19 protein-coding genes are annotated in these 20668 nt (G+C 71.8%); 7 read left to right on the top strand and 12 right to left on the bottom strand.

Going from position 1 to position 20668, the window contains the following annotated elements; translation table 11 throughout:
• Nucleotides 1-41: 41 nt before the first annotated feature.
• The 4 genes from AC0VY3_RS12870 to AC0VY3_RS12855 form a co-directional block, all read right to left on the bottom strand.
• Nucleotides 42-728 carry a GNAT family N-acetyltransferase gene (locus tag AC0VY3_RS12870; protein WP_475549637.1) on the bottom strand — a complete coding sequence of 229 codons (687 nt, stop codon included), beginning with the start codon at nt 726-728 and terminating at the stop codon, nt 42-44.
• A 101-nt stretch (nt 729-829) separates the two neighbouring features.
• Entirely contained in the window at nt 830-1696 is an 867-nt protein-coding gene (locus AC0VY3_RS12865) for a MetQ/NlpA family ABC transporter substrate-binding protein (RefSeq protein ID WP_103507459.1), read from the bottom strand.
• A 104-nt stretch (nt 1697-1800) separates the two neighbouring features.
• The gene (locus AC0VY3_RS12860; protein ID WP_030088464.1) at nt 1801-2472 is read right to left on the bottom strand and encodes a methionine ABC transporter permease; all 672 of its coding nucleotides are present in this window, start codon (nt 2470-2472) and stop codon (nt 1801-1803) included.
• Entirely contained in the window at nt 2469-3575 is a 1107-nt protein-coding gene (locus AC0VY3_RS12855; protein WP_103507460.1) for a methionine ABC transporter ATP-binding protein, read from the bottom strand. The genes AC0VY3_RS12860 and AC0VY3_RS12855 overlap by 4 nt, the downstream gene beginning before the upstream one ends.
• A gap of 666 nt (nt 3576-4241) precedes the next feature.
• On the opposite strand from AC0VY3_RS12855, the gene AC0VY3_RS12850 reads away from it, so the two are divergent.
• Nucleotides 4242-4601, top strand: coding sequence for a hypothetical protein (locus AC0VY3_RS12850; RefSeq protein ID WP_103507461.1), 360 nt, complete (start codon nt 4242-4244; stop codon nt 4599-4601).
• A 1-nt stretch (nt 4602) separates the two neighbouring features.
• Nucleotides 4603-5043, top strand: coding sequence for a hypothetical protein (locus tag AC0VY3_RS12845; RefSeq protein WP_103507462.1), 441 nt, complete (start codon nt 4603-4605; stop codon nt 5041-5043).
• A gap of 37 nt (nt 5044-5080) precedes the next feature.
• On the opposite strand, the gene AC0VY3_RS12840 is transcribed toward AC0VY3_RS12845, so the two are convergent.
• The 3 genes from AC0VY3_RS12840 to AC0VY3_RS12830 form a co-directional block, all read right to left on the bottom strand.
• Nucleotides 5081-5584 carry a GNAT family N-acetyltransferase gene (locus tag AC0VY3_RS12840; RefSeq protein ID WP_103507463.1) on the bottom strand — a complete coding sequence of 168 codons (504 nt, stop codon included), beginning with the start codon at nt 5582-5584 and terminating at the stop codon, nt 5081-5083.
• A 46-nt stretch (nt 5585-5630) separates the two neighbouring features.
• Nucleotides 5631-6176, bottom strand: coding sequence for a sigma-70 family RNA polymerase sigma factor (locus AC0VY3_RS12835; RefSeq protein ID WP_103507464.1), 546 nt, complete (start codon nt 6174-6176; stop codon nt 5631-5633).
• A gap of 128 nt (nt 6177-6304) precedes the next feature.
• Nucleotides 6305-7462 (bottom strand): glycerophosphodiester phosphodiesterase, encoded by a 1158-nt coding sequence (locus tag AC0VY3_RS12830; protein ID WP_475549636.1) that lies wholly within the window; start codon nt 7460-7462, stop codon nt 6305-6307.
• 262 nt (nt 7463-7724) lie between these two features.
• Here AC0VY3_RS12830 and AC0VY3_RS12825 point away from each other — a divergent pair, with 262 nt between their 5' ends.
• Complete coding sequence (locus tag AC0VY3_RS12825; protein WP_073806017.1) at nt 7725-8396, top strand: lysophospholipid acyltransferase family protein; 672 nt, start codon at nt 7725-7727, stop codon at nt 8394-8396.
• Nucleotides 8397-8474: 78 nt separating this feature from the next.
• Here the strand turns inward: AC0VY3_RS12825 and AC0VY3_RS12820 are convergent, their stop codons facing one another.
• A complete protein-coding gene (locus tag AC0VY3_RS12820; protein ID WP_103507466.1) occupies nt 8475-10019 on the bottom strand; it encodes an MFS transporter in 1545 nt (514 codons plus the stop codon).
• Nucleotides 10016-10567 carry a TetR/AcrR family transcriptional regulator gene (locus AC0VY3_RS12815; RefSeq protein WP_242737412.1) on the bottom strand — a complete coding sequence of 184 codons (552 nt, stop codon included), beginning with the start codon at nt 10565-10567 and terminating at the stop codon, nt 10016-10018. Before AC0VY3_RS12815 ends, AC0VY3_RS12820 begins: the two co-directional genes overlap by 4 nt.
• A gap of 240 nt (nt 10568-10807) precedes the next feature.
• Between AC0VY3_RS12815 and rox the strand changes: the two genes are divergently transcribed.
• Both rox and helR read left to right on the top strand, forming a co-directional pair.
• Complete coding sequence (rox, locus tag AC0VY3_RS12810) at nt 10808-12256, top strand: rifampin monooxygenase (protein ID WP_475549635.1); 1449 nt, start codon at nt 10808-10810, stop codon at nt 12254-12256.
• Between the two features lie 81 nt (nt 12257-12337).
• Complete coding sequence (gene helR, locus AC0VY3_RS12805) at nt 12338-14506, top strand: RNA polymerase recycling motor ATPase HelR (RefSeq protein WP_103507472.1); 2169 nt, start codon at nt 12338-12340, stop codon at nt 14504-14506.
• Nucleotides 14507-14537: 31 nt separating this feature from the next.
• Here helR and AC0VY3_RS12800 read toward each other — a convergent pair whose 3' ends face one another.
• The 3 genes from AC0VY3_RS12800 to AC0VY3_RS12790 all read right to left on the bottom strand — a co-directional run bounded on the left by AC0VY3_RS12800 (nt 14538) and on the right by AC0VY3_RS12790 (nt 18353).
• Complete coding sequence (locus AC0VY3_RS12800; RefSeq protein WP_103507468.1) at nt 14538-15509, bottom strand: aldo/keto reductase; 972 nt, start codon at nt 15507-15509, stop codon at nt 14538-14540.
• 110 nt (nt 15510-15619) lie between these two features.
• The gene (gene argH, locus AC0VY3_RS12795; protein ID WP_103507469.1) at nt 15620-17047 is read right to left on the bottom strand and encodes an argininosuccinate lyase; all 1428 of its coding nucleotides are present in this window, start codon (nt 17045-17047) and stop codon (nt 15620-15622) included.
• A 112-nt stretch (nt 17048-17159) separates the two neighbouring features.
• Nucleotides 17160-18353 (bottom strand): argininosuccinate synthase, encoded by a 1194-nt coding sequence (locus AC0VY3_RS12790; protein WP_475549634.1) that lies wholly within the window; start codon nt 18351-18353, stop codon nt 17160-17162.
• A 151-nt stretch (nt 18354-18504) separates the two neighbouring features.
• Here AC0VY3_RS12790 and AC0VY3_RS12785 point away from each other — a divergent pair, with 151 nt between their 5' ends.
• Both AC0VY3_RS12785 and AC0VY3_RS12780 read left to right on the top strand, forming a co-directional pair.
• Nucleotides 18505-19872 (top strand): hypothetical protein, encoded by a 1368-nt coding sequence (locus tag AC0VY3_RS12785; RefSeq protein WP_475549633.1) that lies wholly within the window; start codon nt 18505-18507, stop codon nt 19870-19872.
• Nucleotides 19873-19953: 81 nt separating this feature from the next.
• Nucleotides 19954-20664: a L,D-transpeptidase family protein gene (locus tag AC0VY3_RS12780; RefSeq protein ID WP_475549632.1), complete on the top strand. Its 711-nt coding sequence runs from the start codon at nt 19954-19956 to the stop codon at nt 20662-20664.
• Nucleotides 20665-20668: the final 4 nt, after the last annotated feature.

The raw sequence follows: 20668 nt of genomic DNA, 5'->3' as shown, positions 1-20668 counted from the left end.
ATCCGGTCCGGACCTTTGGCTCTGCAGGGGGCCTCGGGGTTCTACTTCCAGTCGTTGTAGGTGCCGTAGCCGCCGGCGTCGGCGAGCTGTTCGGCGACGCCTTCGAGGTCCTCGGGGAGGAGTCCCCAGACGATCAGGTCGGTGCGGATGTCGGTCCAGCCGCCGTCGGTGCCGTTCTCGGTGCGGGTGCGGGCGATGCGGGCGTTGCGCAGGACGCCCTCGCTGATGCAGCCGAGCTTCTGGGCGACCTGCTGGGAGGCGGTGTTGTCGGCGGGGGTGCGCAGCTCGATGCGTTCGAAGCCCTGGTCGCGGAAGAGCCATTCGGCTATGGCGAGCACGGACTCGGTGGCGTACCCCTCGCCGCGGGCCCAGGGGGCGGTGATGTAGCGGACCTCGGTGGAGCGGGTGCGCCAGTCGGTGTTGAGGAGGCGGACGCTGCCGACGAGCCGCTGGGTGAGGAACTCGGTGACGGCGAGGGCGATGCCCTGGCCGGAGGTGCGCTCGGTGGGAGCGATCCTGCGGACCCAGCGTTCGGCGTCGACCTGTCCGTACGGGTTCGGTCCGTCCATCCACGCGACGACCATCTCGTCGTTCATCATCTCGATGTACGCGGGGATGTCGGCCGTTTCGAAGGGGCGCATCACCAACCTGTCCGTGCTGATGGAGATGGACGGAAAGGTGGTAGTCATGCGCAGCTCCATGCCGAAGACCGGGTAAAGGCACAGCATGCAGCATCGGGTCCGCCTTGTGCATGGGCGGGTCGGCACGACGGAGCCCCGCACCTCCGGGCGGAAGGTGCGGGGCTCCGTCGGCAAGTACCGGTCGGGCGTCAGGACTTGGCGGGTGCGCCGAAGGCCGGGACGATCGAGCCCTGGTAGGTGTCCTCGATGAACTTCTTGACCTCGTCGGAGTTGAGGAGCCCCGCGAGCTTCTCGACGCGCGGGTCGTTCTGGTTGCCGTCCTTGACCGCCAGGAAGTTGGCGTACGGATTGCCCTCGGCCTTCTCCAGCGCGAGGGAGTCCTCGGCCGGGGAGAGCTTGGCCTCGATGGCGTAGTTGCCGTTGATGACCGCGGCGTCCACGTCGTTCAGGGCGCGGGGCACGGTGGCGGCCTCCAGCTCCTTGAACTCCAGGCCCTTCTTGTCGGTGATGTCGCTCAGCTTGGCGCTGGTTCCGACGCCGTCCTTGAGCGTGATCAGGCCGTTCTCGGCGAGCAGTTGGAGGGCGCGGCCGCCGTTGGTGGTGTCGTTGGGTACGGCGATGGTCTGGCCTGCCTTGATGTCCTTGAGGTCCTTGACCGTCTTGGAGTAGAGGCCGAGCGGCTCCAGGTGGACGTCGACCACGGGCACGATGGTGGTCTTCTGCTTCGCGTTGAAGTCGTCCAGGTAGGGCTTGTGCTGGAAGAAGTTGGCGTCGACCTGGCCGTTCTGGGTGGCGGTGTTCGGCAGGACGTAGTCCGTGAACTCCTTGACCTCCAGCTTGAGGCCCTCCTTCTCCGCCAGGTTCTTCTTGACGAAGTTCAGGATGTCGGCGTGCGGCGTCGGGGACGCGGCGACGACCAGGGCCTTGGAGGTGTCTGCGTCGGCGCCGGTCTCGCTCTTGGAGGCCGGGTCGGAGTCCGTACCGCAGGCGCTCAGGCCGAGGGCGAGGGCGGCGGCGGAAGCGACGGCAGCGGTGATCTTGATGTTCTTGCGCACGAAAAGTGCCTCTTTCTTGTGGTGGTGCGCCCGGACAAGGAGTTCGGGCTCGATGGGGAGAGAAAGTCGGGGGCCGGGTGGCTGTCCCAGGAGGCGGAGCGGCCTCAGGAGGCGGTGCGGCCCCGGCGGGCCAGCAGCCGGACGGCGAGGTCGCCGATCAGCTGGATCACGGTGACGATGACGATCAGCAGCGCGACGGTGATCAGCATGAACTGGTTGTCGAAGCGCTGGAATCCGTAGGTGACGGCCTTGGAGCCGAGCCCTTCGCCGCCGACCGCGCCGGCCATCGCGGAGTAGCCGATGAGCACGATGAGGGTGGTGGTGACGCCCGAGACGAGCGAGGGCAGGGCCTGCGGGAGGAGCACCTTGCGGACGATCGTGGGGATGGAGCCGCCCATCGACTGCACCGCTTCGACGAGTCCGTGGTCGACCTCGCGGATCGCCGTCTCGACGAGCCGGGCGAAGAACGGGATGGCTCCGACGGCGAGCGGCACGATCATCGCGGTGGGGCCGATGAAGGTGCCGACGACCCAGGTGGTGAAGGGGATCAGGGCGATCAGCAGGATGATGAACGGCAGCGAGCGGCCGATGTTCACGATCACGCCGATGACCTTGTTCACCACGGTGTTCTGGAGCAGTCCGCCCTTGTCGGTGAGGACCAGCAGAACGCCGAGCGGCAGTCCGCCGACGACGGTGACCAGCGCGGACCACAGCACCATGTAGAGGGTGTCGACGGTGCCCTGGGTCAGCAGGGGCTGCATTTCGGACCAGGTCACTTGACGACCTCCTTGGTGATCGCGGCGGGCGTCCGCTCCGGTACGGCGGCGGCGGGCGCCGTGGTCCCGGCGGCCTCCGCGGCGGCCTTCGGGCCGGTCTCGTCCTCGACGACCTCGGCCTGGAGGCCCTGCTCGCGCAGGAAGCCGATGGGGACGACGTTCTCCTCGAAGCGGCCGGGCAGCTCGATGCGCATCCGGCCGATCTGCTTGCCCGCGACGGTGTCCATCGCGGCGCCGAGGATCGAGATGTCGATGTTGTACGTCCGGGAAAGCTGGGAGATGACCGGCTGGGAGGCCGACTCGCCCTGGAAGGTGACGTCGACGACCGTGCGGTCCGGGCCGGAGGCGGTGCCGCCGACCGGGAACAGCTCGTGGGCCAGTTCGGAGCCGGGGGTGGCGAGGAGTTCGCCGACGGTTCCGGACTCGACGATCCGGCCGCGCCGCATGAGCGCCGCGGAGTCGCAGACGGTCTTGACGACGTCCATCTCGTGTGTGATGAGCAGGACGGTCAGGCCGAGCTGCTGGTTGAGGTCGCGCAGCAGCTGGAGGATGGAGCGGGTGGTCTCGGGGTCGAGTGCGGAGGTCGCCTCGTCCGAGAGCAGCACCTGGGGGTCGCCCGCCAGGGCGCGGGCTATGCCCACCCGCTGCTTCTGGCCGCCGGAGAGCTGTCCGGGGTAGGACTTCGCCTTGTCGGCGAGGCCGACCAGGTCGAGCAGCTCCTTGGCCTTGCGGGTGCGTGCCTGGCCGGAGACGCCGAGGATCTCCAGCGGCAGCTCCACGTTGTCCAGGACGGTGCGGGAGTCCAGCAGGTTGAAGTGCTGGAAGACCATGCCGATACGGGTGCGTGCCCGGCGCAGTTCGGCGCTCGCTCGCCGGCCGCGGCCGGCGAGGGCGGTGAGGTCCTGACCGGCCACCGTCACGGTGCCGGAGGTGGGGCGTTCCAGGAGGTTGACGCAGCGGATGAGGGAGGACTTCCCGGCGCCGCTCTGTCCGATGACGCCGTACACCTCGCCTTCGCGGACATGCAGGTCGACGCCGTCGAGTGCGGTGACCTCACGGTCGCGCGACTGGTAGACCTTCGTGAGGCCCGTCGTGGTGATCACAGGGGTTTCCGTCACTGTCGAGTGCGCGGCGCGGTGTCCGCCGGGCACGGGGCATTCGTCTGAAGAGACTGTTCGGGCTGGTCGGCCGGGGGTCTCGGCATGGCTGTACGCGGCGGTCGGCCGGGGGGCAGCACATGCGCGGGCGCGCTCGTTCCGCGGCGTGCGGACGGCGCTGGCTCGGTCTCGCTTCGGGGCGCGAGGCTCAGGCGGGGGCCCTCAGAAGGCGCGCATTCGACACATACAACGAGCACCGGGCGTGCTGATCGCCTCGGTCGCAAGGGTGCGGCTGCTCGTCGTGGTCATGGGCCCAAGTAAAACAGACGTGAGGTCTCCGCGATCTCGGCTGTCCGGATAGCGGACAGTGCTGGATGGTCGGACGCCACCCTTCCGGTTCCGCCGTCCGCCTTCCCGTGCACGTCTGTGACCTGCAATGACGGTCGTATTACGAGGTTATGTCCGGCGGCGTTCGGGCGGCCGAGGAGCGGAACCTCGGCCGCCGGTTGTGGCCAAGGCCACGATGTCGCCGCAGGAGCGGCGGCCACGGACCTACCGCCTCCGGGCCGCTTCCCGGCGGCTCACCGGCGGCTTCGCGGCCGCTTTCCGGCTGCCCGGGTCATGGCCGGGGCCGCACGCGGGCGGGCGTCCCCTCCGTAATACCCTCGACTCATGCTTGACGCCCTGACGGTCGCGGTCGCCGTGGCCGCGCTCGCCCTCGCCGCCTGGTGCGGACACGCCGCCTACCGGGACCAGCCGACGAAGGACTGGCACTTCATCGGAATGGCGGTCGTCTCCGTGCTGGCGCTGGCCCAGTTGGTGGTGGGCGTCGTACAGCTGGCGCGCGGGGAGCGGCCGGAGCAGGGGATGGCGGTGTTCATCGCCTATCTGATCGGTTCGTTCGCCGCCGTGCCCGCGGCCGGATTCCTGTCGTTGACCGAGCGGACCCGCTGGGGATCGGTCACGGTGGCGGCGGGCGCGGTCGTGCTGGCGGTTCTGGAAGTCCGGCTCTATGACATCTGGGGAAACTGACGTGAGCGACACCGACCGCCCCGAGGTGGACGCGGCCCCGAAGCCGTCCTTCGAACTGGGCGCCGGCCCCGGCCGGGTCCTGGTCTGGTTCTACGGGGTGTTCACGGTCGCGGCGGCCTCGCGCTCGATCGTCCAGATCATCATCGACTTCGACCGGGCGCCGCTGGCGTACGCGCTGTCGGCCGTCGCGGCCGTGGTGTACGGCTTCATCACGTACTCGCTGGTGCGCGGCGGGGAGAAGGCCCGCCGGGCGGCGCTGGTGTGCTGCGCCGCGGAGTTGCTGGGCGTGCTGGTGGTCGGCGCGTGGACGCTGGCCGAGCCGGCCGCCTTCCCGGACGCGACGGTGTGGTCGGACTTCGGGATGGGCTACCTCTTCATCCCGGTGATCCTGCCGGTCACCGGGATGATCTGGCTGCGCCGCGCGAAGACGGTCGCGGTCTGAGCGTCTGTCGCTCCGCTCCGCCGCGCGCGGCGCACGGTCAGGCGCTGGCCACGTAGTCCCGGTCGGCGGCGTCCTTCTCCAGCAGGACCATCTGTACGCCGTCGGCTCCGGTGACGGCCCCGACCTGGGCGTATCCGGCCCGCCGGTAGAGCCGCAGATTACCCTCGCTGCGGTGGCCGCTGTGCAGCCGGAAGCGGGTCGCGGACCGCTCGGCGGAGAGCGCCGACTCGGCGGCCAGCAGCAGTCGGGCGCCGAGGCCGTGGCCCTGGAGCCGGGGGTGGACGCAGAGCTTGCCGATCAGACCTGTGCCGTCGGGGTCGGTGAATCCTCGGACCGCGCCGACGACTTCGTCCCCGAGCCGGGCCACGAACACCAGGTCGTCGGCGACTTCGGCGTGCAGCGAAGCGAGGCTCTGGACGAGCGGATCGATCCGGTAGTTGTCGTACAGCTCCGCCTCGCGCTGGAAGCAGAGGTACTGAAGTCTGAATATCTGCTCGACGTCCTGTGCCGTCGCCGCCGAGATGGTCACGCTCATGCCCATGTGTGCACGCCTCCCGCTCACCTGTCCGCCGGTTGCCTACCGCTCCCTATCCCCGCACGGATGGGGCGACAACCTCCGCAGCCAGCATTCTGCGCAGACATCCAAGGCAACGGGAACGGATCGGGCCCAAGCTCCCCTGTGACATACCCAACTCCCCTGCGATTTCCCGGTAGGTCGGGTCGCTGGGGGCGAGCATCGCCGCCAGCAGCCGGGGGCAGTGTCCGGGCAGCCGGGCCATCGCGGAGCGCAGCGCCCGGCGTTCGGCGGCCCCGATCGCGGCGCGTTCCGGGCAGTCGGCCGGCCCGGCGGCGGGTTCCGTTCCGGCGTACGGGCGTTCCCGCCGGGCCGTGCGGCGGCCTCTGCGGGCCTCCGCCCGTACGGTGTCGCGCACCCAGCGGGCCGGGTCGGCGGGCGGTCCGGCGGCGGCCGGGCGCTCCAGGAGTCGCACCCAGACGCTCTGTTCGAGGTCGGCGGGCTCGACCCCGGCGGCCGGGGCCTCCGCCCTCGCCTCCGCGCGCACCAGGGGCTGTAAGGCGCGGACGACGTGGGCGGTGGCCGCGGCCGCGTCGAGGTCATGATCGAGAAGCGTCATGCCCCGGCGGACGTGCCGGTGGGGGCGGCCGGTTGCTCCGGACGCGCCGCACCACCCGACCGGGGGCATGCGGGAGCGTACGGCTGACGGCGCGCCTCGCGACGAAGGGTGCGCCGCCCCGTACCCCGTCAGCGCCCCGCGTGGTCCGCCGCTGCGAGGAGGGCGGTGTCCGGGTGGTCGGCGAAGATGCCGTCGATGCCGGTGGCGAGGTAGGCCGCGGAGGCGCCGAACACGTCCCCGTAGGCGTTGGGATCGGTGCCGCGCCGGAAGTCGGCGGGCAGGAAGCTGTTCTCGTTGCGCAGCGTGTACGGGTGCAGCAGCAGGCCCTTGGCGTGCGCGTCCCGTACCAGCGTGGTCGGGGTGGTGAGCCGCCCCGAGGCGTCCTTCGGGATGACCAGGTCGAGCGTGGGGCCGATGCCCTGGGCGAAGGAGGCCAGCCACTTCAGCCCGGCGGGCTTCACCAGATCGGCGACCGTGCGCGGGTCGCCCGACTCGACGAAGTCCCAGGGGCGCTCCTTGGGGCCGGAGAGCAGGACGATGCGCGGGGTGTCGACGAGCCGGGCGAGGCGCTGGATCGAGCTGGGCTCGAAGGACTGGAGGATGAGCGGGGAGTTCCGGCGGTCCCGGCCGTACCGGCGCAGCAGCCGGGCGAGCGGCTCCTCCAGGCCGAGGCCGAGGCTCCGGAAGTAGCTGGGGTGCTTGGTCTCCACGTACAGCCAGACGGGCTTGGAGCGCTTGCGGCCCTCCTGCTCGGCCCAGCGCAGGACCTCCTCGAAGGTGGGGATCGTCCAGCGACCGTCGTAGAGGGTGTTGTCCGGGCGGTTGCCCGGGATGCGCTCCTTGGCCCGCAGGGTCTTGAGCTCGGCGAGGGTGAAGTCCTCGGTGAACCAGCCGGTGTAGGAGACGCCGTCGATGCTCTTGGTGGCCTTGCGGCCGGCGAACTCGGGGTGGTCGGCGACGTCGGTGGTGCCGGTGATGTCGTTCTCGTGGCGGCAGACGAGGTGGCCGTCCTTGGTCGGCACGAGGTCCTGCTCGACGATGTGCGCGCCCAGGTCGAGGGCCAGCTGGTAGGAGCCGAGCGTGTGCTCGGGACGGTAGCCGCTGGCACCCCGGTGGCCGATCACCGTCGGCACGGGCAGATCGCGCAGCGATCCGTGGCCGCCGCCGTGACCGCGTCCCCGCTCGGCCGCCTGGGCGGCGGCGGGCAGGCCCAGAGCCGCAGTGCCGAGGACGGCGGCGCCCAGCAGGGTCCGCCGACCGGGGGTCTTCCGCGCACGCTCCGTCATGAATGCTCCTCGCTCGGTGATGTCCGGGACGGTCCAGCGAGGCCCGATCGTAGGCTGGGAGACGTACGAAAGGACGGACCGTCGGCCAACATGGCGGAAACACACGTCAACACTGCGTATCGCTTCGTGAACCCGATGTGCGATCAGCGCATACCCGCGAGTATCGTCCTCACCTGCACCGACCATCATCCGTCGGCACCGGCCACCGCCCGGTGGCCCCAGAACCACCGCGGCCGGCCCGGCCACGACACCGGAGGAACCGTTGTCCCGTCTCACGGTCATCAAGGCAGTGCTCGGACCGATTCTGCGCCTGATGTTCCGCCCCCAGGTGGAGGGCGCCGAGAACATTCCCGGGACCGGGCCGGTGATCCTCGCGGGCAACCACCTCACGTTCATCGACTCGATGATCATGCCGATCTGCTGCGACCGGCCGGTGTTCTACATCGGCAAGGACGAGTACGTCACGGGCAAGGGGCTCAAGGGCCGGCTGATGGCCTGGTTCTTCACCGGCTGCGGCATGATCCCGGTGGACCGGGACGGTGGCCGGGGCGGGGTCGCGGCGCTGATGACCGGGCGCCGGGTGCTGGAGGAGGGGCAGGCCTTCGCGATCTACCCCGAGGGCACCCGCTCCCCCGACGGCCGGCTCTACCGGGGCCGTACGGGCATCGCGCGGCTGACCCTCATGACGGGCGCGCCGGTGATCCCCTTCGCGATGATCGGGACCGACAAGCTCCAGCCGGGCGGTGCGGGTCTGCCCCGGCCGGGCAAGGTCACGGTGCGCTTCGGCGAGCCGATGGAGTTCTCCCGGTACGAGGGCATGGACCGCGACCGCTATGTGCTGCGGGCGGTGACCGACTCGGTGATGGCCGAGGTGATGCGGCTGTCCGGCCAGGAGTACGTGGACATGTACGCGACGAAGGCGAAGGCGGCCTGACGCCGTAGGCCGTACAGGACACGGGAAGGGCCCGCACTCCACGCCGGGGTGCGGGCCCTTCTCCGTGACCGGGTGCGGCTACGGGTGTTCGATGCCGTCCTCCAGCTTCTGGCCCCGCAGCAGGAACCAGGCGGCGACGGCCGCCGCCAGCAGTACCGCCGCGCCGACGCCCGCGGCCGACCGCAGCCCGTCGACGAACGCCTCCTGGGCCGCTGCCACCAGCGGCCCCGCCTGGGCGGCGGGCAGCGTCCCGGCGGCCTCGACCGCCCCGCCCAGCGACTCGTGGGCGGCCGCCTCCGCGCCGGCGGGGATGCCGGACGGGGCCGGGAAGCCCCGGTAGACACCGGTGACGATGGAGCCGAGCAGGGCGATGCCGAGGGCCGCGCCCAGTTCGTACGCGGTCTCCGAGACGGCCGACGCGGAGCCCGCCTGCTCCTTCGGGACGCTGGAGAGGATCACGTCGGCGGTGACGGTGAAGGCGAAGCCCGCGCCGACGCCGACGACCAGCAGCATGGCGCCGAGCAGCGGATAGCCGGTGTGCTGGTCGAGCAGCGTGACACTGCCCAGGGCGAGACCGACCGCGGCCAGGCCGCCCGAGACGACGGAGCGGACCGTGAAGCGGCGGGCGGCGAATCCGGCCAGCAGACCGGCGGTCACCGCGCCGATCGCGGCGGGCAGTTCGGCGAGACCGGCCTCCAGCGGGCCCCGGCCCTGCACCAGTTGCAGGAACTGGGAGAGGAAGAAGACCAGGCCCGACAGACCGAGGATGGTCAGCAGGTCGGCGAGGACCGCGCCGGAGAAGCCCCGGTGGTGGAAGAGCCTCATGTCCAGCAGGGGCGCGGGCAGCCGCAGTTGCCTGCGGACGAACCAGGTGAGCGCGGCGACGCCGAGCACGGCCGCCGCCCCGGCGTCCCAGCTCACCCCGTGCGAGGCCGTCTCCTTGATGGCGTAGACGACACCGATCATGCCGACCAGCGAGAGCCCGACGCTGAGCATGTCCCAGGGGCCCGGGGCCGGGTTCTTGGACTCGGGGATCAGCTTGATGCCGACGACGACGAGGACGGCCATCACGGGCAGGTTGATGAGGAAGACCGAACCCCACCAGAAGTGTTCGAGCAGGAACCCGCCGACGACCGGGCCGACCGCCGCACCCGCCGAGGCCATCGCACCCCAGATCCCGATGGCGAGGCTGCGCTCGCGCGGGTCGTGGAAGAGGTTGCGGATCAGGGCGAGGGTGGACGGCATCAGGGTGGCGCCCGCGACACCGAGGAGCGCCCGGGCCACGATCATCATCTCGGGCGTGGTCGCGTACGCGTTGAGCACGGAGACCGCGCCGAACGCGACGGCGCCGACCAGCAGCAGCTTCTTGCGGCCGATACGGTCGCCGAGGCTGCCCATCGAGACGAGCAGACCGGCGATGACGAAGGAGTAGACGTCACCGATCCAGAGCAGCTGGGTGCCGGTGGGCTCCAGGTCCTCGCTGAGGAACGGGGTGGCGAGACCGAGGACGGTCGCGTCCACCGCCACCAGCAGCACGGCGAGGACGAGGACGGCGAGCGCGATCCACCGCCCCGGGCGGCGTACCGCGTCCGCGGTGTCCGGGTTCTGGTCGATGCTGGTCATTGCTCCACGCTCCGGCGTGCTCCGCCGAGCAGCAACTCGACGATCATGTGTTGGAAATCCTGTGCGGCGACCCGTCCCACCTGGACGGCCCAGGCGCCGGTGCCGATGAGCCCGTAAAGGGCCTCGGTCAGCCAGGCGGGGGTGAGGTCGATACGGAACTCGCCGCGTTCCTGGCCACGGCGGAAGAAGGCGGAGACGCGGGCGTCGGCCCGGTTCCAGCCCTCGTTGACCTCGTCGCCCTCGAAGAGCTGGTTCTCGTTGACGAGGAAGGACAGCAGTCCGGCGCTGGGCTCGACGGCCGCGACGAGGCGGCGGAGCCCCTCCTCGGAGGTGTCCTCGTCGAGCCGGGCGGCGTCCAGGGCCGCCTCGAATTCCTGGATGCCGAGATCCTCCAGCGCCTTCACCAGGGCGTCGCGCCCGGCGAAGTGGCGGTGGAGGGTGGCGCGGCCGATGCCCGCCGCCCTGGCGACCTCGTCCATGGTGGCGGTCGATTTGTGGGACAGCAGCGCGGCGGCGCTGCGCAGCACCTGCTCACGGTCGAGAGTCATGAGACGACCATAACCCATGCGAGACATCATCGTCTCATCGGGGGCGCTGACGATGGACGCGCCGCAGCGCCGGGCGCGAGGAAGATCCACGGGGGAAGTTCGTGGGGAAACAAAAAAAGTGGCCGGAGGTAAAACCACTCCTTGCCACTCTTAATTTATAGCGGATGGGTGGCCTTGCCGCAAGGCCCCCCATATGCCGCAGAATCGTCCGCATTCGACGTCGACGAGAGCGGAATGGTGATGATCGACGTAATGGTCGTCGGCGGCGGGCCCACCGGGCTGATGCTCGCCGCTGAGCTGCGGCTCGCCGGAGTGCACACGGTCGTGCTGGAGAAGCAGGTGGAGCCGGGCCAGGAGTCCCGGGGGCGCGGACTGCATGTGCGCAGCGTCGAGGTGATGGACCAGCGCGGGCTGCTGGACCGGTTCCTGGCGGTCAGTGAGAAATTCCAGGTGGGCGGCTTCTTCGGCGGAATTCAAAAACCGTGGCCGGACCGCCTGGACACCGCTCACCCGTACGGCCTTTCCACCCTGCAGCCGGTGACCGAGCGGCTGCTGCGCGAACGCGCCGTCGAACTGGGCGCCGAGATCCGGCGCGGCTGCGAGGTGGCCCGGCTGAGCCGGTACGCCGAGGACACGAACGGCGACGAGGCCGGGGTGACCGTCGAACTGACGGACGGCACGCGGCTGCGCTCGCGGTACGTCGTCGGGTGCGACGGCGGCCGCAGCACCGTGCGCAAGCAGCTCGGCGTCGACTTCGCCGGGCAGCCCGCCACGGTCGAGACGCTGCTCGGCGACATGGAGCTGGGCGAGGACCCGGCGACGGTCGCCGCCGTCGTCGAGAAGGTCCGCGGGACGCAGCTGCGGTTCGGCGTCATCCCCAACGGCGACGGCACGTTCCGGGTGATCGTGCCCGCCGAAGGGGTGTCCGAGGACCGGGCGACCGCGCCGACCCTGGAGGAGTTCAGGCAGCGACTGCGGGCCGTCGCGGGCACCGACTTCGGCGTCCACTCGCCCCGTCGGCTGTCCCGATTCGGCGACGCCACCCGGCAGGCCGAGCGGTACCGGGTCGGCCGGGTCTTCCTGGCCGGCGACGCGGCGCACATCCACCCGCCGACCGGCGGACAGGGGCTCAACCTCGGGGTACAGGACGCGTTCAACCTCGGCTGGAAGCTGGCAGCGGCGGTCAACGGCTGGGCGCCGGAAGGGCTGTTGGACAGCTACCACGCCGAGCGGCACCCGGTGGGCGCGCGCGTCCTGGACAACACCCGGGCGCAGATCACCCTGCTGGGCACCTCGCCGGGCGCGGTCGCGCTGCGGGAGCTGTTCTCCCGGCTGATGGACTTCGAGGAGGTCAACGCGTATCTGACCGGCATGGTCACCGCGGTCGACGTCCGCTACGACTTCGGCGAGGGCCACGACCTGCTCGGCCGGCGGCTGCGGGACCTGCCGCTGAAGCGCGGCCGGCTCTACGACCTGACGCACGAGGGCCGCGGGCTGCTGCTCGACGGCACCGGCCGGCTGTCCGTGGCGGGCTGGGCCGACCGGGTCGACCATGTCGTCGACGTCGCCGAGGGCCTCGACGCCCCGGCCGTACTGCTGCGGCCGGACGGCCATGTGGCGTGGGCCGGTGAGGAGCAGTCGGACCTGCACGCCGTGACGGCCCGGTGGTTCGGCGCACCCACCGCCTGACCGCACGCCGCGCCTGACTCCACCCGGGGGAACGCCGCCCCCGGTACGTACATGTACGCACCGCAGATCGGAACCGACCACGTGAAACCCCTGACCACCAGCGCGTTCGACCTCCCCGACCGACTCTCCCCCAAGGCCGACCCGGCGCTGATCGCCGATGACGAGCAGCACTTCGCGGCCATCGCCGACTGCCTGGAGCAGTCGATCGCCGAGCTGACCGACCGGCTCGCGGCGATACGCAGGGCGCCCGGCGGGTCGAGCCGGCAGGCGATGGACCGGGACGTGGAGATCCACCGGCTGACCGCCCGGCTGCGCGCGCTGCGCCGGTTCGGGCTGGATCTGTGCCTCGGGCACATGGTCGCCGCGGACGGCTCCGGGCCGCTGTACGTGGGCCGGCTCGGGCTGACCGACAGCACGGGCCGCCGGCTGCTGCTCGACTGGCGCTCCCCGGCGGCCGAACCGTTCTTCGGCGCGACCCACGCCGACCCGATGGGCCTGGCGAGCCGCCGCCGCTACCGCTGGCACGGCGGCCGGATCAACGACTACTGGGACGAGGTGTTCGCCCCGGAGGGGTTCGCCGGGCATGCCGCGCTGGACGACCAGTCGGCGTTCATCGCCAGCCTCGGCGGCCACCGGTCGGCCCGGATGCGCGATGTGCTGGGCACCATCCAGGCCGACCAGGACGCCATCATCCGGGCGGGCTCCCGGGGCACGCTCGTCGTCGACGGCGGGCCCGGCACCGGGAAGACCGTCGTCGCCCTGCACCGCTCCGCCTATCTCCTGTACTCCGACCCGCGCCTGGGCCACCGGCGCGGCGGGGCCCTGTTCGTCGGCCCGCACGAGCCCTACCTCGGGTACGTCTCCGATGTGCTGCCCAGCCTCGGGGAGGAGGGCGTACAGACGTGCACCCTGCGGGACCTGGTCGCGGAGGGGGCCGGGGCGGTGGCCGAGACCGATCCGGAGGTGGCGCGCCTCAAGGCGTCCGCGGACCTCGTGCACGCGATCGAGCCGGCCGTCCGGTTCCACGAGGAGCCGCCCGCCGAGGGCGTACGGGTGGAGACGCACTGGTCCGACATCTGGCTGAGCGCCGCCGACTGGGCCTCGGCGTTCGGTTCGGCGGACCCGGGCACCCCGCACAACGAGGCGCGCGACCAGATCTGGGAGGAACTGCTCACGATTCTCGTGGACAAGCACGAAGGCGACGCCCCGGAGGAGGCGCTGCGCGCCTCGCTGCGGCAGAACCGGGAGCTGTTCGCCCTCTTCGACCGGGCCTGGCCGCTGGTCGAGGCAGCCGACCTGGTCGGCGACCTCTGGTCCGTACCCGCCTATCTGCGCAGGTGCGCGCCCTGGCTGAGCCCCGAGGAGGTCCGGCGGCTCCAGCGCCCGGACGCGCAGGCCTGGACGGAGTCGGACCTGCCGGTCCTGGACGCGGCCCGGCAGCGGCTCGGCGACCCGGAGGCGTCCCGGCGCAGGCGTCGCCACGAGGCGGCGGCCGCCGCCGAACGCGAGCGGATGGACGAGGTCGTCGACAGCCTGCTGGCCGACGAGACGCTGGCTGACGCCGACGCGGACAGTGAGGGTGCGCTGGTGATGCTGCGCGGGGCGGATCTGCGCGAGTCGCTGGCCACCGCCGACCGGCCGAGCGGGGTGGAACCCGACCTGCTGGCCGGGCCCTTCGCGCACATCGTCGTGGACGAGGCCCAGGAACTGACCGACGCCCAGTGGCAGATGCTGCTCCAGCGGTGTCCGTCCCGGAGCTTCACCGTCGTGGGGGACCGTGCGCAGGCCCGGCACGGGTTCACCGAGTCGTGGCGGGAGCGGCTGGAGCGGGTCGGGCTCGACCGGATCACCCTGGCCTCGCTGACCATCAACTACCGGACGCCGGAGGAGATCATGGCGGAGGCGGAGCCGGTCGTCCGGGCCGTGCTCCCCGACGCCAATGTGCCGGTCTCCGTCCGCAGCAGCGGCATTCCCGTCACCCACGGGTCCGTGGCGGACCTGGACACGGTCCTGGCCGACCGGCTCGCCGCGCACGACGACGGGATCGCCTGCGTCATCGGCGCCCCCGCGTTCCGGGCGACGACGCCCCGGGTGCGGTCGCTGACCCCGGAGCTGTCGAAGGGCCTGGAGTTCGACCTGGTCGTCCTCGTCGACCCGCAGGACTTCGGCGAGGGCGTCGAGGGGGCGGTGGACCGCTATGTCGCGATGACCCGGGCGACCCGGGAACTCGTCGTCCTGACGAGCTCCTGAGGCCGACGGGTTCAGGGGCCGGGGGCGGGTTTCAGTGCCAGGGCAGGCCGGCGCGGTGCCGCCAGTACGCCTCCGGCTCCTCGACCAGGGCGTCGAGGCGGACCCGCTGCTCGTCGTCCAGATCGACGACGGCGGCGTGCAGGTTGCCGGAGAGCTGGGCAGCCGTGGCGGCGCCGGAGAGCACGACGCCCGCCCAGGGCTGGTGCAGGACCAGGGCGAGGGCGACCGCGTCGCCGCCCACGCCCGCGTCCGCCGCGATCTCCTGGAACACGGCGGGGGCCTCCTCCCCGGCGAGCCGCCCGTTGGCCATGCCCTCCTTGACGATCACGGTGAGCCCGGCGTCGTGGGCCTCGGCGAGCGCGGGCGCGGCCGAGGTCTCCAGCGCGTTGTAGGTGGCCTGGACCGTACGGAAGAGGGGTTCGCCGTCGACCGTGACGGCGAGGGCGGCCCGGATCGCCTCGGCCTGGGCGGGGCCGCTGGTGGAGAGGCCGACGGTGACGCCGTCGGCGGCCAGGGCGGCGAGGCGGCCGAGCAGTTCCTTGTCGCTGAGCGCCGGGCTGTCCGGGGTGACCGAGTGGACCTGGTAGAGGCTCAGCCGGTCGCCGAGGAGGGCCCGGGTCTCGGCGTACTGGCGCTCGAAGGTGGCGAGCGAGTGGTCCTTGACCTCGTGGGCCTCGGCCTCGACGCCCCAGTCGGCGGTGTAGGTGTAGCCCCATTTGCTTCCGACGACGAGGTCGGTGAACGAGGGCCTGGCGTCCAGCCACTCGGCGAGGAACTCCTCGGCACGGCCGTAGGAACGGGCGGTGTCGATGTACCGGACGCCCTGGGCGTAGGCGGCGTCCAGCAGCTCGTGGGTGCGGGCGCGCAGGGCGTCGACGTCCCGGTCGGCGGGCAGGTCCCGGTCTCGGTGGAGGTTGATGTAGCCGGGCCTCCCCACGGCGGCCAGGCCCAGTCCGATGTGGGCGGTCGGGGTCGTCGCGGCGGCCAGGGCGGCGAAGGGCATCGCGGGCTCCTCGGGTCGGGTTTCGATTACTCCTACCCCGGTGAACGTAGTCCGCGACACCCTTCGTACACCTGCGACGACACCGTACGTACGGGGCGTCGGCGCCGCGGCTACCGGCGGGCGGTCGCCCAGGCGTGCTGGGCGGCCAGGTCCTCCTTCACCTCGGCGAGCTGGACAGCGACGGCGGAGGGCGCTGTTCCGCCCCGGCCGTCGCGGGAGGCGAGGGCGCCCCGCACGTTGAGGACGGTGCGGACCTCGGGGGTGAGGTGCTCGGAGATCTCGGCGAACTGCTCGTCGGTGAGCTGGTCCAGCTCGATGCCGTGCTGCTCGCACTCCTTGACGCAGGCGCCGGCCACCTCGTGCGCCACCCGGAACGGCACGCCCTGCTTGACCAGCCACTCCGCGATGTCGGTCGCGAGCGAGAAGCCCGCCGGGGCCAGCTCCTCCATGCGCTCGCGGTTGACGGTGAGGGTGGCCATCATGCCGGTGAAGGCGGGCAGCAGGACCTCCAGCTGGTCGCAGGAGTCGAAGACGGGCTCCTTGTCCTCCTGGAGGTCCCGGTTGTACGCCAGCGGGAGCGCCTTGAGCGTGGCGAGCAGGCCGGTCAGATTACCGATGAGACGGCCGGACTTGCCCCGGGCCAGCTCCGCGATGTCCGGGTTCTTCTTCTGCGGCATGATCGAGGAGCCGGTGGAGAAGGCGTCGTGGAGGGTGACGAAGGAGAACTCCTTCGTGTTCCAGATGATGACCTCCTCCGCGATCCGGGAGAGGTTCACGCCGATCATCGCGGTGATGAAGGCGAACTCCGCGACGAAGTCCCGCGAGGCGGTGCCGTCGATGGAGTTGGCGACCGAACCGTGCTCGAAGCCCAGGTCGGCGGCGACCGCCTCCGGGTCCAGCCCGAGCGAGGACCCGGCGAGCGCCCCGGAGCCGTACGGCGAGACCGCCGTGCGCTCGTCCCACTGGCGCAGCCGCTCGGCGTCCCGGGAGAGGGACTGGACGTGGGCGAGCACATGGTGGGCGAAGAGGACGGGCTGGGCGTGCTGGAGGTGGGTCCGGCCCGGCATGGCGACGTCGGCGTTGGCCTCGGCGAGGCCGACCAGCGCGCTCTGGAGGTCGGCGATCAGACCGCCGACGATCCGGGCGTGGTCGCGCAGGTACATCCGGAAGAGCGTGGCGATCTGGTCGTTCCGCGACCGGCCGGCCCGCAGCTTGCCGCCGAGGTCCGGGCCGAGGCGCTCCAGGAGTCCCCGCTCCAGGGCTGTGTGGACGTCCTCGTCGGCGATCGTGCCGGTGAAGGAGCCGTCGGCGACGTCGGCTTCGAGCTGGTCGAGCCCGGCGAGCATCCGGGTCAGCTCGTCCTCGGTGAGCAGGCCCGCCTTGTTGAGGACGCGCGCGTGGGCGCGGGAGCCGGCGATGTCGTACGGCGCGAGCCGCCAGTCGAAGTGGACGGACGCCGACAGCTTGGCCAGCGCCTCGGCCGGTCCGTCGGCGAAACGCGCGCCCCAGAGCCGGACGTCACCGTTGTTGCTGCTCACTGCGTGCTCCTCAAAAAGCGAAAGCAAAGGCCAAGGCGTAGGCCCGGATGCGGATATGCGGCCGCCTCCCTGCCGCGTGACGACGGGGAGGCGGCTGTACAACGAGAGGGGGTCAGGCGAGGTCGCGCTTCGCGGCGATCTTCGAGGAGAGGCCGAAGATCTCGATGAAGCCCTGCGCCTTGGACTGGTCGAAGGTGTCGCCCGAGTCGTAGGTGGCGAGGTTGAAGTCGTACAGCGACTCCTCGGACTTCCGGCCGGTGGCGACGGCGCGGCCGCCGTGCAGGGTCATCCGGATGTCGCCGGTGACGTGCTGGTTGGCCTCGTTGATGAAGCCGTCGAGCGCCCGCTTGAGCGGGGAGAACCACAGGCCGTCGTAGACCATCTCGCCCCAGCGCTGCTCGACCTGCCGCTTGTAGCGGGCCAGCTCGCGCTCGACGGTGACGTTCTCCAGCTCCTGGTGGGCGGTGATCAGCGCGATCGCACCGGGCGCCTCGTACACCTCGCGGGACTTGATGCCCACGAGCCGGTCCTCGACCATGTCGATCCGGCCGATGCCCTGGGCGCCGGCCCGCTCGTTGAGCTGCTGGATCGCCTGGAGGACGGTGACGGGACGGCCGTCGATGGCGACGGGCACGCCCTCCTTGAAGGAGATGACGACCTCGTCGGCCTCGCGCTGGGCGGCGGGGTTCTCGGTGTACTCGTAGATGTCCTCGATCGGCGCGTTCCAGATGTCCTCCAGGAAGCCCGTCTCGACGGCGCGCCCGAAGACGTTCTGGTCGATGGAGTACGGGGACTTCTTGGTGGTCGCGATCGGGAGGTTCTTCTCCTCGCAGAAGGCGATCGCCTTGTCCCGGGTCATCGCGTAGTCGCGGACCGGGGCGATGCACTTCAGGTCGGGGCCGAGCGCGGAGATGCCGGCCTCGAAGCGGACCTGGTCGTTGCCCTTGCCGGTGCAGCCGTGGGCGACGATCCCGGCGTTGTGCTTGTGGGCGGCGGCGACGAGGTGCTTGACGATGGTCGGCCGGGAGAGGGCCGAGACCAGCGGGTAGCGGTCCATGTAGAGGGCGTTGGCCTTGATCGCCGGGAGGCAGTACTCCTCGGCGAACTCGTCCTTGGCGTCCGCGACCTCGGCTTCGACGGCACCGCAGGCGAGCGCGCGCTTGCGGATGACGTCCAGGTCCTCGCCGCCCTGGCCGACGTCCACGGCAACGGCGATGACCTCGGCGCCCGTCTCCTCGGCGATCCAGCCGATGGCGACGGAGGTGTCCAGGCCGCCCGAGTAGGCGAGTACGACGCGCTCGGTCACGGGTTTCTCCTTACGGTGCAATCACTGATGGGTATAACTATGCAGTCCTCCGTATTGTTTGTCAAAACAGCAGGTCAGGGCGGTGCACACAGCCGTACGGACGGAAAATGCCGACGTTCCTCGGCCGCAACGCCTCTAGCATCGGCAGCCGATGAAGGGGGCAGCCGTGGAGAGCTGGGACGGCCGGGACGGGGAGACCATGCGAGCCGTGGTGCGGGTGTGCGAGGGCGCTGCGCCGGAGGAGGCGTTCGACATCGCGTCGTCCGGGGCTTGGCCGGCCTTCGACGCCGGCGTGCGGAATCTGGACGACCGCCCCTGGCTGTGGACCCGCCCGCCCGGGGACCCGGAACGGCCGGCCCCGACGCTGCTCGACCGGTTGCGCGGACGTACGGGTTCCCGGGCCGCTCCCCCGGCCTCGCCGCCGCCACCGCCTCCCGCTGTCGCCCTGTGCCACCGGGACGGGCGGGTCAGGGAAGCGGCCCTGGACGCGGTCCGCACCGCCCCGGAGCTGCGCCCGCTGCTGGTGGTGCGGTGCGCGGACTGGGTCGCTCCGGTCCGCGCGAAGGCCCGGACGCTGCTCGCCGGCCTGCCCGGCGGCGCCCTGTTCCCGCTGGCCGGGCTGATCCTGCGGCTGGCACCACGGGAGCGGGGCGACTTCGCCCGCGCTCTGCTGGAGGACGCGCTGCGCGAGGGCCCGGCGGCCGAGGTGCTGGTGCTGACGGCCGATCCGGACCGGGCGACGTACAGGCTCGCGTACCGGATCGCGGTGGAACGCGGGCTGCTGACGCCGATGGAGCTGGCCGCTACGGCGGCGAGCTGCGGTGACGTCACCCTCCAGGACCTCTGCGCGGAAGCCGCCGTCGCGGCCGTGAGGCCGGCCGGGCTCGTGGACCCGGGCGCGGCCGTGGACCCGCACGAGCCCGTGAACCCGGACACGGCTGTGGACCCGGACGCGGCCGCCGTGCTCGACCGGCTGCTGGCGGCCCGCTCGCCCCGGGTGCGTTCGGCCGGGGTGACCGCGCTGCGGCGGGCCGGGCGGCACGGTGACGCGGAGCGGTTCCTCGCCGACCGGTCCGCCCTCGTACGGGCCTGCGCGCGCTACGTGCTGCGGCAGGGCGGCGTCGACCCGCTGCCCCTCTGCCGGGCCCTGTGCACCCATCCCGCCGCGTACCCGGGTGCCGCCGCGGGCCTCGGCGAGTGCGGCGACCGCGCGACGGACGCCGGGACGCTGTGGGCCCTGGTGGAGCACCCGCTGCCCGCCGTGCGCCTGCACGCGATCGGCGGACTGCGTGCGCTGGACGTGGTGGTACGGGAGCGGCTGACCCCGCTGCTGGACGATCCGAGCCCGGCCGTGGTGCGGGCGGCGACCCGGGCCCTGCTGCCGGAGGCCGCCGGGATTCCGGAGCACCTGCTGCGCGAGCGGAGTGCGCCGGACCGGCCGCGCGCGGTGCGGGTGGCGGCGGACCGGCTGTTGCGTGCGGCGGGGCGGCAGCGGCTTCCGGAGCCCGGGTACCGGTGATGCCCCGCCCGGTGTGCGCCGCTGGGCCGTACGGAGCAGGTCCGGTGGGGCGGGCCGGCCGGTCGCCGTACGGTCCGGAGCATGCGCAGATCACTGGTGACCGCCGCCGTACTCCTCGCCCTGGCCGGCACACTCGGGGCCGTGCCCGCCTCCGCCACCGACGTACCGCCCCTGCCGGACCGGCTGGCGGACACCGGCGGCGGCTCCCAGCTGATCACCGCCGAGGCCCCGGACACCGGCTCCACGACCGGCACGGTGACCTGGTGGGAGCGGCGCGGGGGCCGGTGGGCGGAGGCCGGGTCCGCGCCCGCGCGGTTCGGGGCGAACGGGCTCGCCGAAGGGACGACCCGGGAGCAGGGCACGAGCACCACACCGACCGGGCTGTACGACCTGCCGTACGCCTTCGGCATCGCGGACGCCCCGGCCGGCACGACGTATCCGTACCGGAAGGTGAGCGAGGACTCCTGGTGGTGCCAGGACAACGACTCGGGGGCGTACAACCGCTGGGTGGAACCGCGGCCCTCCCACTGCCGGGCGGCGGAGGCCGAGCATCTGGTCTCCTACGGCACGCAGTACGCCCGGGCGCTGGTGATCGGCTTCAACTACGACCGCCCGGTACAGGGTCGGGGCGCGGGCATCTTTCTGCATGTGAACGGGCGTGGGGCGACGGCGGGTTGTGTGTCCGTACCCGCCGATGCCATGGCGGAGATCCTGGCGTGGGCGAAGCCGGAGCGGCGTCCGCACATCGCGGTCGGGACCGCCTCCGGCCCGACCGCGATCACACGCTACTGAACGC

Source organism: Streptomyces sp. iso_384 (assembly GCF_056172905.1).
This window is presented reverse-complemented; position numbering and strand designations above follow the sequence as displayed.

Bases quoted from the DNA above. Each gene is read 5' to 3' on its own strand.
- rox (WP_475549635.1), top strand. From the start codon at position 10,808: ATGATCGACGTAATGGTCGTCGGCGGCGGGCCCACCGGGCTGATGCTC.
- AC0VY3_RS12815 (WP_242737412.1), bottom strand. From the start codon at position 10,567: ATGACTCTCGACCGTGAGCAGGTGCTGCGCAGCGCCGCCGCGCTGCTG.
- AC0VY3_RS12785 (WP_475549633.1), top strand. From the start codon at position 18,505: ATGAAGGGGGCAGCCGTGGAGAGCTGGGACGGCCGGGACGGGGAGACC.
- AC0VY3_RS12820 (WP_103507466.1), bottom strand. From the start codon at position 10,019: ATGACCAGCATCGACCAGAACCCGGACACCGCGGACGCGGTACGCCGC.
- AC0VY3_RS12850 (WP_103507461.1), top strand. From the start codon at position 4,242: ATGCTTGACGCCCTGACGGTCGCGGTCGCCGTGGCCGCGCTCGCCCTC.
- AC0VY3_RS12835 (WP_103507464.1), bottom strand. From the start codon at position 6,176: ATGACGCTTCTCGATCATGACCTCGACGCGGCCGCGGCCACCGCCCAC.
- AC0VY3_RS12800 (WP_103507468.1), bottom strand. From the start codon at position 15,509: ATGCCCTTCGCCGCCCTGGCCGCCGCGACGACCCCGACCGCCCACATC.
- AC0VY3_RS12780 (WP_475549632.1), top strand. From the start codon at position 19,954: ATGCGCAGATCACTGGTGACCGCCGCCGTACTCCTCGCCCTGGCCGGC.
- AC0VY3_RS12830 (WP_475549636.1), bottom strand. From the start codon at position 7,462: ATGACGGAGCGTGCGCGGAAGACCCCCGGTCGGCGGACCCTGCTGGGC.
- AC0VY3_RS12870 (WP_475549637.1), bottom strand. From the start codon at position 728: ATGCTGTGCCTTTACCCGGTCTTCGGCATGGAGCTGCGCATGACTACC.
- AC0VY3_RS12840 (WP_103507463.1), bottom strand. From the start codon at position 5,584: ATGGGCATGAGCGTGACCATCTCGGCGGCGACGGCACAGGACGTCGAG.